This window comes from Vibrio sp. HENC-03, assembly GCF_000305755.2.
In the GTDB taxonomy this organism is placed as follows: Bacteria; Pseudomonadota; Gammaproteobacteria; order Enterobacterales; family Vibrionaceae; genus Vibrio; species Vibrio owensii.
On the sequence record NZ_JH976114.1, the window covers coordinates 37,125 to 49,267 of the forward strand.

Below are 12,143 nucleotides of genomic sequence, written 5' to 3' on the forward strand. Positions count from 1 at the left end.
CTCGCGATGAATAGTAGGGGTATTGGCGGGAAAAGTCGATCTCTGAGCTTTAATTGCATTATGCTATACAAAAAAGTATAACAATCTGATAACGATAATTTTTACTAGGAAATCAACACAAGGACGACCATTTGGCTGTTGCAGCGTCTATTCCCCCAAGAGTTCTGGTTATTTATGCTCACCCAGAGCCGCAAAACTCCATTGCTAATCAAGTGATGATTAAAAAAATCGAATCGCTTGAGCACGTCACGGTGCACGATCTTTATGGTGCGTACCCTGATTTCTTTATCGATGTTAACTATGAACACCACTTGTTGGCGGAACACGATGTGATCGTTTTTCATCATCCCCTCTATATGTATTCCTGCCCTGCGTTGCTAAAAGAGTGGATGGATCGTGTGTTAGGCAAAGGCTTTGCGTTTGGCGATGGTTGCGCATTAGAAGGTAAGTATTGGCGCAGTGTGATTACTACTGGCGGTAAAGAGGATGCGTTCAGTCCTATGGGTTACAACAAGTACCCACTTGAGCAAATCCTGCAACCGTTCGAGTTGACTGCAGCATTATGTCAGATGCACTGGATGGAACCTTTAGTGTTGTATTGGTCGCGTAATGTCTCGGACATCGAACGTTATCAGCATGCAGAGCAGTATCGTCAATGGCTCAATCATCCCCTGAGAGAGTGGGGAGAGCAAGGAGGCCAACATGGCGATGACCAGTGAGTTTCTTCAAAGTAGCGTCGTTTTTCTTTCTGCCGCCGTTGTTGCCGTACCGATTGCTCAGCGACTTGGTTTAGGGTCGGTACTCGGTTACCTGATTGCAGGTGTTTTAATTGGCCCTTGGGGGCTGGGGTTGATCAGCGATGTGGATGCGATTCTCCATTTTGCTGAGCTCGGGGTGGTGTTGCTGCTGTTCTTAATTGGCTTGGAACTGAACCCCAAAAAATTATGGCAAATGCGTGGGCCGATCCTCGGCTTAGGTGGCGCTCAAGTCATCGTGACCACGGCAGTAATCGGCAGTATCGTCAGCTTGTTTGGATTGAGCATGCAAGTCAGCCTCGTCATTGGTATGGGTTTGGCGCTCTCGTCGACGGCAATTGCACTCAAAGTGATAGAAGAGCAGGGGCAAGCCGGCACAGAAACCGGGCAGTCAGGCTTTGCGGTGCTGTTGTTCCAAGACATTGCGGTCATCCCGATGCTAGCTATGTTGCCATTACTTGCCGGTGGGCAAGGTGGTGGCGATTGGTTAGATGCCATTTGGGTACTAGGTAGTGTGGCTGCGTTATTAGTTGGCGGTCATTTCCTATTGCGTCCTCTGTTCCGTTTTGTGGTGATGAGTGGCGTGCGTGAACTTTTCACCGTTGCCGCTCTTCTAGTGGTACTTGGTATCTCTGTTGCGATGCAAAAACTGGGGCTATCGATGGCACTCGGCACTTTCCTTGCGGGCGTGCTGTTGGCAGAAAGTGAATACCGTCATGAGCTAGAAATCGCGATTGAACCTTTTAAAGGTCTGCTGCTTGGCTTGTTCTTTATCGCTGTTGGTATGGCGGTGAATTTGGGCTTATTAGCACTCCAACCGTTCGCGATAATTAGTGCTGTGATTGCTCTCGTGGTGGTCAAAGGTTTGGTGCTGTATGTCTTGGCTCGCACTGCTCGAGTCCGTGCTAAATCACGTAGTCGTATGGCGGCGATTTTGAGCCAAGGTGGTGAGTTTGCGTTTGTGATTTTCACCGCAGCAAGCCAAGAAGGTATCTTAACTAAAGAGCAAGTTTCCTTCTTACTGGTCGTGGTGAGTTTGTCGATGGTGACGACACCACTGCTGCTCATGGGACAGAAAAAATGGTTTGCTCATACTCTGAACCAAGAAGAAGAGAGCGTGGCCAGCAATGTTGTTGATCGTCGACCACGAGTGATCATCGCAGGTTTTGGTCGTTTTGGTCAGATTGTCGGACGCTTGATGTACGCCAACAAGATCAAAGTAACGGTACTAGAAAGTGACGCGAGCCAAATCCACTTGCTGCGTAAATACGGCTATAAGGTGTTTTATGGTGATGCGACTCAGATTGATTTGTTACGTGCCGCAGGTGCGGATAAAGCAGAAGCCTTAGTGATCTGTACCGACTCACCAGATGAGGTTATGGCGATTGTCGACATTTGCCGTGAATACTTCCCGAAATTAAAAATCCTCGCCCGTGCTCGCAGCCGTGTGGAAGCGTATCAGTTGATGAATCACGGTGTGCAGAACTACTCACGTGAAACCTTTTTAGGCGCCTTAGATCTAGGTCGTCAAGCGCTCGTAGAATTAGGCATGCACCCGTATCAAGCAAAGCGGGCAGAAGCACATTTTCGTAAGTTAGACAATGCTATGCTCAAGGATTTGTTACCTCAGCATAATGAGGACAAAGAACTTGCTCAGCGCTCGAAAGAAGCACGTAAAGAACTAGAAGAAATCTTTGGTCGCGAAATGGAAAGCGACCAACAGTCGCCAAATCATTGGAAGTAGTACCCGCGCAGCATCAAGCGGGAAAAGGAATAAAAGTGAAAGCCAAGAAACGTTTTATCGCGGGTGCAAGCTGCCCGCAATGCAGCCAACAAGATACCCTGCGTTGGTGGATTGAGAACAACATCGAACTGGTTGAATGTGTTGACTGTGATTTTACCGAGCAGCGTAAACCGCAATCTGTAGAAAAAAATAAACACTCAGAACAAGAAATGATTGGGATTTTTAAGCCTGAGTAATTGAACTTCGTTAATTGATCCCCATAATACTACCATCTCGGTACTTAACCCCATTCTGGTTAGGTCAATTAATCTCCCTGGAGTTAGTATGAAAATTGAAAAGAACGTTGTTGCAAGCCTTGCATACAAAGTAATGTTGGAAGACGGTGTTGTTGTTGATCAATCAACAGCTGACGCGCCTCTTGATTACCTACACGGTCACAACAACCTGATCACTGGTCTTGAAAACGAACTAGAAGGCAAAGTGGCTGGCGACAAGTTCTCAGTAACAGTAGCTCCTGAAGATGCGTACGGCGACCACAACGATGCACTAGTGCAACGTGTTCCTGCAGACGTATTCCAAGGCGTTGACCAAATCGAAGTTGGCATGCGTTTCCTAGCAGATACTGACCAAGGTCCAATCCCTGTAGAAGTAACTGAAGTAGACGGCGACGAAGTTGTTGTAGATGGCAACCACATGCTAGCTGGCCAAACTCTAACTTTCGAAGTAGAAGTAATGGCTACTCGTGAAGCAACAGCTGAAGAGATCGAGCACGGTCACATCCACCAAGGTGGTGGCTGCTGTGGCGGTGACGACAAAGAAGGCGGCTGCTGTGGTGGCGAAGAGAAAGGCGACGACCACGAATGTTGTGGCGGCGGCGGTTGCGGTTCTCACTAATCGCACGCTCTTCACTAGATAACGTAATCTAGAAAAGCTTTGAAAAGCGCAAGTTGAGGTTTCAACTTGCGCTTTTTGTTTATCTAGGGTGTAGTGCAAATCATACAAGGAATAACAGTTGGACAAAGTGATGACGAAACCCTTCTCGATTGCGATTCATGGTGGTGCGGGCACTATCTTACGTGAACAGATGAGTGATGAACTGCAACAATCCATCTTGGCGGATTTAGAAGTAGCGGTAAAAGCGGGCCATCAAATTCTGGAAAAAGGCGGCGAAGCGTTGGATGCTGTGGTTGCTGCGGTTAAGTCTCTTGAAGACTCCCCTAATTTCAATGCAGGCAAAGGCTCGGTTCTTACTCATAATGAAATGGTAGAAATGGACGCGTCTGTGATGGATGGTAGAAACCAAGCGGCAGGTGCTGTTGCCGGTGTTCGTCATATCAAGAACCCTATTGAGCTCGCTCGTGATGTAATGAAAAACAGCAACCATGTGCTGTTAGTCGGCGAGGGGGCTGAGAAATTTGCTTTCGAACAAGGCCATGAGTACACCGAGCAAGATTACTTCTTCACTGATCGTCGCTATGAACAACTGATTTCTATGCGTGAGAAAGGCATGTTTGCTCTTTCCGAGTCCCGCTACCCAGATGATCGTAAACACGGTACCGTCGGCGCTGTGGCATTGGACCAACAAGGCAACTTAGCCGCAGCAACCAGCACCGGTGGTGTGACCAACAAGAAATACGGGCGAGTGGGAGATTCCGCTCTGATTGGGTGCGGCACGGTGGCAGAGAATGGCGTTGTTGCGGTTTCCACTACAGGTGTCGGCGAGTTCTTTATTCGTAAACGAGTGGCGGAAGATGTCGCAGCGCGCATGCGTTATTTACAAGAAAACGTCCACACGGCTTGTGAACATATCATTCAAGGTGAACTTAAAGAGATGGGCGGAGAGGGCGGTCTAATCGCCATTGATGCACAAGGTGAGTTGCACTTTGCGATGAACAGTTCTGGTATGTACCGAGCAGGGATCAACACTCAAGGTGAGTTGAGCGTAAACATTTACTCGGACGAGTAGCGTTCGCTTCTTAAAAACAACAAAGCCCAGATAAGAGTCTGGGCTTTGTGTTATTTATTGCACTGGGATTCGGATGAATCAGTAGTGCGGTGGTGGTGTTTCTTCTGATGGATCGGCCAAATTCGACGAATCCATATTCTTCACTTTACCTACCACGTATTTCATCTGATCGAGCATCTTGGTGATTTGCAGTTGTTGCTGTGACAAGGCACCGTTCAGATCTTCAATCGTCTGTTCTTGGAACGCAAGCTGACACTCTAAGTCATTAATGCGAGCTTCCAATTGCTGAATAAGTTTTTCTGTCATGATCCGTTCTCTAGCTGCCAAGCTTGGGCAATGCCCGCAGAAGTGGCAGTAATTATACGTTGCTTGGAATCAAAGGCTGCATCATACACGACCGCACGGGGAGGGCGAGTATCTTTTTTCGGCTCGACTTCAAATCTATCCACTCGTTTACCCGTGTGAGTATCCCATACCATCACGCGCCCCGAAGGCGTTCCTGTAACCAATAAGCGACCATCGTCTGAGAATCGTGCCGTCGAGAAGATCAATTGACGAGACCAACTGCTGAGCTGTGTCACTTCTTCTCCAGTTTCTAAGTCCCAGATGATGGCTTGATTACCGCCATCGGATGTCATGGCCAGTTTTCCATCTCTCTGCAAGGCAACTCGAACAACGCGCTGGTCGTGTTCAAAGGTACGCAATACTAGCCCGGTTTCGGTATCCCACAGATACGCTTTGTAGTCATTACCGCCCGTTAAGGCGAAGCGGCCATTGGGAGATATCGCCACGGAATTGACTTTTTCTTGGTGTGCAAGGAACTCTAGCCGACGACCAGTGACTAAGTTGACGTAAATCGCTTTACCGTTGGACAGTCCAAGTAATACCTGTTCACCGTTACTGGTGATATCAACGTCTCGAATCAGCGCGTCATCGATAGACCAAAGTCCTTCGGCTTGAGTCCATCCGAGATCCCATACAGCGAAGTTCATTTGGCTCGCTGTGACTGCATAACGACCATTGTCCGAAATGCGAATATGGGAGACCACATTGGCGGCTTGATCGAGTTCACCCAGCTTTGCGAGTTGTTTGTTTTGCTCCAAATCCCAAAGAACCAACTGGTGCTCTTTGGAGTACAGCAGCGCGAATCGACCATCTCGACTGAGCGCAAAGCTGGTGGAACCTTGTGGTTCGAGTGACCAACGTTGAACATCGCGATCGGTAAAAAAGCATCCATTTAACGTGGTGATGACAATTAAATATAGGAATAAATGAGAAATTCTTTGCATCACATCTAATAATCCGGTTTGTGTCTTAAGACATATAGCTAGTATATTGGTATAACGATTGTCTTCACTAGTCTCATAGAAGATTTGTGCACAACAACCAGTGGCTAAGCCATTATTGGGAGAATTTAATGAAATCAGTTTTAAAAGTGTCGCTACTTGCTGCAACAGTAATGCTAGCGGTAGGTTGTCAAAAAGAAGAAACAAAACCAGAAGCAGCACCTCAAGCAGAACAAGTTCAAGCAGAAACTGGTAAAGCAGTTCACTTTAAAAACGACGATGACAAAGCGGCTTACGCAATCGGTGTTTCATTTGCTAACTACCTAAGCACTAGCATTGAGAAACCAAGCGAGATTGGCATCGACCTAAACAAAGATTTAGTTCTTAAAGGTATCGAAGACGTATTTAAAGACAAAGCAGCGCTAAACGAAGAAGAAACTCGTGCAGCTCTAGAATCTCTAGACAAGCGCGTTGCTGAAACTATGCAAAAGCAAGCGGCTGAAAAAGCAGCTGAAGCGAAGAAAGCTGGCGATGACTTCCGTGCTGAGTTCGAGAAGCAAGAAGGCGTAGTGAAGACAGATTCTGGTCTTCTATACCAAGTAGAGACTCCAGCTGAAGGCGAGAAGCCAAAAGACACAGATACTGTTCAAGTACACTACAAAGGTACTCTGATCGACGGTACTCAATTCGACAGCTCATACGATCGTGGCGAACCAGCAACATTCCCACTAAACCGCGTAATCCCAGGTTGGACTGAAGGTGTTCAGCTAATGCCTGTGGGTTCTAAGTTCAAATTCGTTATCCCGCCAGAGCTAGCATACGGTGATCAAGACACACCAAGCATCCCAGCTAACTCAACGCTAGTATTCGAAGTTGAGCTACTAAAAATTGAGAACGACAACGCTGCTCAATAATTACAGTTAGCGATAACTTGATGAAAAAAGGTCCGTTTTGCGGACCTTTTTTGTTCTAGGTCACTAGTTGGTGAGTTTGCTAGGTTGCCTTTCAAATTTTCTGATAAACTTACACCAATTTGTTGATTTTTCGCTCGAAGGCTTATGACAACTACAGAAACAATAAATGCGGAAATGTTGCTCGAAATGGAATCTGTCAACGTGATGCCATTTACCGAGCACGATAAAATCATCTTGAGATCTTACGAAGCGGTCGTGGACGGCATTGCCAGTCTGATCGGTCCTTTCTGTGAAATCGTTCTTCACTCACTCGAAGATCTCAATACCTCTGCAATCAAAATCGCTAACGGCGAGAACACTGGTCGTCAGGTAGGTTCTCCTATCACAGATTTAGCGCTTAAGATGTTGAAAGACATCGAAGGCTCTGAGCGCAATTTCTCGCGTTCGTACTTTACCCGCGCAAAAGGCGGCGTATTGATGAAGTCGATCACCGTTGCTATTCGTAACGGCGAAAACCGCGTGATTGGCCTGCTTTGTATCAACGTCAACCTTGATGCACCTTTCTCTCAAGTGCTGCAATCGTTCATGCCAACGCAAGAAGCGAAAGAAGCGGCGTCTTCTGTTAACTTCGCAAGCGATGTTGAAGAACTCGTAGACCAAACGGTTGAGCGCACGATTGAAGAGATCAACGCCGATAAATCGGTATCGAACAACACCAAAAACCGTCAGATCGTGATGGAGTTGTACGACAAAGGTATCTTCGACATCAAAGATGCCATCAACCGCGTTGCAGACCGTCTGAACATTTCTAAACACACCGTTTACCTATACATTCGTCAGCGTAAAACTGAGGACGAATAAGCGTGAGTGGATTAACTTACACGCTGGTCGTGAATGGTCCAGTTTACGGCAGTCAATCGGCACGCAGCGCATACCAATTCGCACAAGCGGTAATTGGACAAGGACATACTCTGGTGAGTGTGTTCTTTTACCAAGATGGTGTCACCAATGGTACGGCTCTGAGTGTGCCTGCCAACGACGAGTTTGACCTAACCAAAGCATGGCAATCACTCGCACAGCAGCACGATGTTCGTTTGGAAACGTGCGTGGCAGCGGCATTGCGTCGCGGTATCATCAGCGAAGATGAAGCGAATCAACACGGTCTTAAACAGAACAACCTAGCTACAGGGTTCGAGCAAGCCGGTTTGGGGAGCTTAGCCGAAGCCATGTTAACCCAAGATAGAGTGGTGCAGTTTTGAGTCAGCTAACTTACCTATTTCGTAGCGCACCTCATGGTAGCAATGCAGGACGTGAAGGTGTGGATGCGCTGCTAGCGGCATCTGCATACTGTGAAGACATCACCGTCCTATTTGTTGGCGATGGTGTTTATCAGTTACTGCTTGGACAAGAGCCTAATGGCATCTTAAGCAAAGACTACGCACCAATGCTGAAGTTGTTCGACTTGTACGACATTGAGCAAGTGTTTGTTTGTGCGAATTCGCTTGCCGAGCGTGGCTTGGCTCAAGCCGATTTAGTCATTGATGCAGAGGCTCTAAATACTGAGCAACTAAAAGCTAAACTGCAACAAGCGGGCAAACTGCTGTCATTCTGAGGAAGCCATGTTACATATCATCAAATCCGTAGCTGCGTTAGACGATGCAATGGCACTGTACAGTGAGCAAGATGATGTCTTGTTGATTGAAGATGCCGTGTACGCTGCGAACCCTCAGCATAAGGCGTTCAGCAAGGTAAAAGGTCCATCAGTGTTTGCGCTGCAAAGCGATATTGAAGCCCGCGGTATGAGCAATCGTATCAGCCCATCTATTGAGGTGATTGGCTATGCTGGCTTTGTTGAACTAACAGCAAAACAAGCCAAATCTCTGACTTGGGATTAAACCTTCTTTCCTGTCGATTGAGCTTTACGGACTAATTACCCTAATTGAACAAAAAAGATCCGTATATTTCTTGACACACCTCTCACTGCTGCATAGAATTTTGCGTCCCTAACTGCCAACCGCTGTTAGGGATAGATTTTTCACAAAGCTTACTTTCAAGTAAATCAGGAGCTAGTTAATGGCAACTATTAACCAGTTGGTACGTAAGCCACGTGCAAAGCAAGTTGTTAAAAGCAACGTGCCTGCACTAGAAGCGTGCCCACAAAAACGTGGTGTATGTACTCGTGTTTACACTACTACACCTAAAAAACCTAACTCAGCACTTCGTAAAGTTTGTCGTGTACGTCTGACAAACGGCTTCGAAGTTACATCGTACATCGGCGGTGAAGGTCACAACCTTCAAGAGCACAGTGTTGTACTAATCCGTGGCGGTCGTGTAAAAGACCTTCCGGGTGTACGTTACCACACTGTTCGCGGTGCACTTGACTGTGCTGGCGTTAACGACCGTAAACAAGGTCGTTCTAAGTACGGTGTGAAGCGTCCTAAGTCTTAATGGATTCCGTTAAGTAAGGCCAAACACTAAATTATTTTTAATTTTTTGAAAAAACTGAAAAGTTTTGGATAAAACCTGAAGAAGACAACGGAGAAAATCCATGCCACGTCGTCGCGTCATTGGTCAGCGTAAGATCCTTCCAGATCCAAAGTTCAAATCTGAACTGCTGGCAAAATTCGTTAACATCCTAATGGTTGACGGTAAAAAATCTACTGCAGAGAAAATTGTTTACACTGCACTAGATTCTATGGCTGAAAAGTCTGGTAAAGACCACTTAGCTATTTTTGAAGAAGCTCTTGAAAATGTTCGCCCAGCGGTAGAAGTTAAATCTCGCCGTGTAGGTGGTTCAACTTACCAAGTACCTGTAGAAGTACGTCCGGTTCGCCGTAACGCACTTGCTATGCGTTGGTTGGTTGAAGCTGCGCGTAAGCGTGGTGAAAAATCTATGGCTCAACGCCTAGCTGCTGAAATGCTAGACGCGTCTGAGAACAAAGGTACTGCGGTTAAGAAACGTGAAGACGTTCACCGCATGGCTGACGCAAACAAAGCGTTCGCTCATTACCGTTGGTAATACCTTTTCAGTGCTGCAAGGTTCCTTGCAGCACTTCTTTAGTTCCTATGCATATGCTAGGAACTATTGCTATATCTAGGGGATAGCATTTTTTAGCTATAGCAATAGTCCCTATCTCTAAGTAAGAGGATTCAATCGTGGCTCGCAAAACTCCTATTGAGCGCTACCGTAACATCGGTATCTGTGCTCACGTAGATGCAGGTAAAACAACCACTACTGAACGTATTCTGTTCTACACTGGTCTGTCTCATAAAATCGGTGAAGTTCACGATGGCGCAGCAACCATGGACTGGATGGAGCAGGAGCAAGAACGTGGTATCACAATCACGTCTGCGGCGACTACTACCTTCTGGCGTGGTATGGAAGCACAATTCCAAGAGCACCGCGTTAACATCATCGACACCCCTGGACACGTTGACTTTACTATCGAAGTAGAGCGTTCTCTGCGCGTACTTGATGGTGCAGTTGTTGTGTTCTGTGGTTCATCTGGTGTTGAACCTCAGTCTGAAACTGTATGGCGTCAAGCTGACAAGTACCACGTTCCACGTATGGTATTTGTAAACAAGATGGACCGTGCAGGTGCTGACTTCCTACGCGTTGTGGACCAAATTAAAAACCGTCTTGGTGCGAATCCTGTTCCAATCCAACTGAACGTTGGTGCAGAAGATGATTTCCGTGGTGTTATCGACCTTATCAAGATGAAAATGATCAACTGGAATGAAGCCGACCAAGGCATGTCGTTCACATACGACGAAATTCCAGCAGACATGCAAGAGCTTGCTGAAGAATGGCGCAACAACCTAGTTGAAGCGGCAGCGGAAGCAACTGAAGAGCTAATGGACAAGTACCTTGAAGAAGGTGAACTGTCTGAAGCTGAGATCAAACAAGCTCTACGTACTCGTACACTAAACAACGAAATCGTACTGGCTACTTGTGGTAGTGCGTTCAAAAACAAAGGTGTTCAAGCAGTACTAGACGCAGTGATCGAATTCTTGCCGTCGCCAGTTGATGTTCCTGCAATTAAAGGCATCGACGAAAGAGAGAACGAAGTTGAGCGTCACGCAGACGACAACGAACCGTTCTCTGCACTAGCATTCAAGATCGCGACTGACCCATTCGTGGGCACGCTAACTTTCATGCGCGTTTACTCAGGTGTTGTGAACTCAGGTGATGCTGTTTACAACTCAGTAAAAGACAAGAAAGAGCGTTTCGGTCGTATCGTACAGATGCATGCGAACAAGCGTGAAGAAGTAAAAGAAGTTCGCGCTGGTGATATCGCAGCTGCTATCGGTCTGAAAGACGTTACAACAGGTGACACGCTATGTGACCAGAACCACAAAGTGATTCTAGAGCGCATGGAGTTCCCTGAACCGGTAATTCAGATCGCGGTAGAGCCTCGCTCTGTTGCCGATCAAGAGAAGATGGGTATTGCACTGGGTAAACTAGCGGCAGAAGATCCATCATTCCGCGTAAAAACGGACGACGAAACAGGTCAGACACTGATCTCTGGTATGGGTGAGCTTCACCTAGATATCATCGTTGATCGTATGAAACGTGAATTCAGCGTTGACTGTAATGTTGGTAAACCTCAGGTTGCGTACCGTGAAACAATCCGTGGCAACGCGGAAGTTGAAGGTAAATTTGTACGTCAATCTGGTGGTCGTGGTCAGTATGGTCACGTATGGATCAAACTGGAGCCATCTGAACCTGGTGAAGGTTTTGTCTTTGTTGACGAAATTGTGGGTGGTGTTGTTCCTAAGGAATACATCAACTCGGTAGCGAAAGGTATCGAAGAGCAAATGAACAGCGGTGTTCTAGCGGGTTATCCTGTATTAGATATTAAAGCCACTCTGTTTGATGGTTCTTACCACGATGTTGACTCTAACGAGATGGCGTTTAAGATCGCTGGCTCGATGGCATTCAAGAAGGGTTCATTAGAAGCACAGCCTGTTCTTCTTGAGCCAATGATGAATGTTGAAGTAACTACTCCTGAAGATTGGATGGGTGATGTTGTTGGTGACCTTAACCGCCGTCGCGGTATGATCGAAGGTATGGACGATGGTGTGGCTGGTATTAAGATCATCCGCGCTCAAGTTCCACTATCTGAGATGTTTGGTTACGCAACGGACCTACGTTCTGCAACTCAAGGCCGTGCGTCTTACTCTATGGAGTTTAACGAGTACGCTGAAGTACCGAAAAACTTCGCAGATAAAATCATTGCAGACCGTGGTTACTAATTAAAACGCTTTGAGCTGAAAAAAAGTCCAGCTTTTTTTAAAGATCAATGCGTCCAAATATTGCGCTAACAGGCGTTGGCGCATAAAATAACAATTTCTGGCGCGTCGGGATCAATAATGATCACGGCGAATCATAACTAGGAAGGAACACGATTGTGTCTAAAGAAAAATTTGAACGTGTAAAACCGCACGTAAACGTTGGTACTATCGGCCACGTTGACC

General features: G+C 46.7%; 15 protein-coding genes. 13 read left to right on the top strand and 2 right to left on the bottom strand.

Annotated elements, in window-relative coordinates; genetic code table 11:
- The first annotated feature begins 131 nt into the window (after positions 1–131).
- From kefG to VCHENC03_RS16600, 5 genes are all read left to right on the top strand, one after another.
- On the top strand, positions 132–719 hold the full coding sequence (gene kefG, locus VCHENC03_RS16620; RefSeq protein ID WP_009705495.1) for a glutathione-regulated potassium-efflux system ancillary protein KefG: 588 nt from the start codon (positions 132–134) through the stop codon (positions 717–719).
- Positions 703–2,499 (top strand): glutathione-regulated potassium-efflux system protein KefB, encoded by a 1,797-nt coding sequence (gene kefB, locus VCHENC03_RS16615; RefSeq protein ID WP_009705496.1) that lies wholly within the window; start codon positions 703–705, stop codon positions 2,497–2,499. Before kefG ends, kefB begins: the two co-directional genes overlap by 17 nt.
- A 35-nt stretch (positions 2,500–2,534) precedes the next feature.
- Positions 2,535–2,735, top strand: a complete 201-nt coding sequence (locus VCHENC03_RS16610; protein WP_009705497.1) for a YheV family putative zinc ribbon protein — start codon at positions 2,535–2,537, stop codon at positions 2,733–2,735.
- A gap of 88 nt (positions 2,736–2,823) precedes the next feature.
- Positions 2,824–3,393: a peptidylprolyl isomerase gene (gene slyD, locus VCHENC03_RS16605; RefSeq protein ID WP_005438368.1), complete on the top strand. Its 570-nt coding sequence runs from the start codon at positions 2,824–2,826 to the stop codon at positions 3,391–3,393.
- A gap of 130 nt (positions 3,394–3,523) precedes the next feature.
- A complete protein-coding gene (locus VCHENC03_RS16600) occupies positions 3,524–4,465 on the top strand; it encodes an isoaspartyl peptidase/L-asparaginase family protein (protein ID WP_009705498.1) in 942 nt (313 codons plus the stop codon).
- A 78-nt stretch (positions 4,466–4,543) separates the two neighbouring features.
- Here VCHENC03_RS16600 and VCHENC03_RS16595 read toward each other — a convergent pair whose 3' ends face one another.
- Both VCHENC03_RS16595 and VCHENC03_RS16590 read right to left on the bottom strand, forming a co-directional pair.
- Positions 4,544–4,771: a SlyX family protein gene (locus VCHENC03_RS16595; protein WP_005438375.1), complete on the bottom strand. Its 228-nt coding sequence runs from the start codon at positions 4,769–4,771 to the stop codon at positions 4,544–4,546.
- A complete protein-coding gene (locus tag VCHENC03_RS16590) occupies positions 4,768–5,754 on the bottom strand; it encodes a WD40 repeat domain-containing protein (protein ID WP_009705499.1) in 987 nt (328 codons plus the stop codon). Before VCHENC03_RS16590 ends, VCHENC03_RS16595 begins: the two co-directional genes overlap by 4 nt.
- A 128-nt stretch (positions 5,755–5,882) precedes the next feature.
- On the opposite strand from VCHENC03_RS16590, the gene fkpA reads away from it, so the two are divergent.
- From fkpA to fusA, 8 genes are all read left to right on the top strand, one after another.
- Positions 5,883–6,665, top strand: a complete 783-nt coding sequence (gene fkpA, locus VCHENC03_RS16585) for an FKBP-type peptidyl-prolyl cis-trans isomerase (protein WP_009705500.1) — start codon at positions 5,883–5,885, stop codon at positions 6,663–6,665.
- Between the two features lie 144 nt (positions 6,666–6,809).
- Entirely contained in the window at positions 6,810–7,526 is a 717-nt protein-coding gene (locus VCHENC03_RS16580) for a helix-turn-helix transcriptional regulator (RefSeq protein WP_005438378.1), read from the top strand.
- A gap of 2 nt (positions 7,527–7,528) precedes the next feature.
- Positions 7,529–7,924 carry a sulfurtransferase complex subunit TusD gene (gene tusD / locus VCHENC03_RS16575; protein WP_009705501.1) on the top strand — a complete coding sequence of 132 codons (396 nt, stop codon included), beginning with the start codon at positions 7,529–7,531 and terminating at the stop codon, positions 7,922–7,924.
- Positions 7,921–8,277 (top strand): sulfurtransferase complex subunit TusC, encoded by a 357-nt coding sequence (gene tusC, locus VCHENC03_RS16570; protein ID WP_009705502.1) that lies wholly within the window; start codon positions 7,921–7,923, stop codon positions 8,275–8,277. The genes tusD and tusC overlap by 4 nt, the downstream gene beginning before the upstream one ends.
- A gap of 7 nt (positions 8,278–8,284) precedes the next feature.
- Positions 8,285–8,560 (top strand): sulfurtransferase complex subunit TusB, encoded by a 276-nt coding sequence (gene tusB / locus VCHENC03_RS16565; RefSeq protein ID WP_005438388.1) that lies wholly within the window; start codon positions 8,285–8,287, stop codon positions 8,558–8,560.
- Positions 8,561–8,738: 178 nt separating this feature from the next.
- Positions 8,739–9,113, top strand: coding sequence for a 30S ribosomal protein S12 (gene rpsL, locus VCHENC03_RS16560; protein ID WP_004399892.1), 375 nt, complete (start codon positions 8,739–8,741; stop codon positions 9,111–9,113).
- A 100-nt stretch (positions 9,114–9,213) separates the two neighbouring features.
- Positions 9,214–9,684 (top strand): 30S ribosomal protein S7, encoded by a 471-nt coding sequence (rpsG, locus tag VCHENC03_RS16555; RefSeq protein WP_005438390.1) that lies wholly within the window; start codon positions 9,214–9,216, stop codon positions 9,682–9,684.
- A 137-nt stretch (positions 9,685–9,821) separates the two neighbouring features.
- Positions 9,822–11,921, top strand: a complete 2,100-nt coding sequence (gene fusA, locus VCHENC03_RS16550; protein WP_005438392.1) for an elongation factor G — start codon at positions 9,822–9,824, stop codon at positions 11,919–11,921.
- The last annotated feature ends 222 nt before the right edge of the window (positions 11,922–12,143 follow it).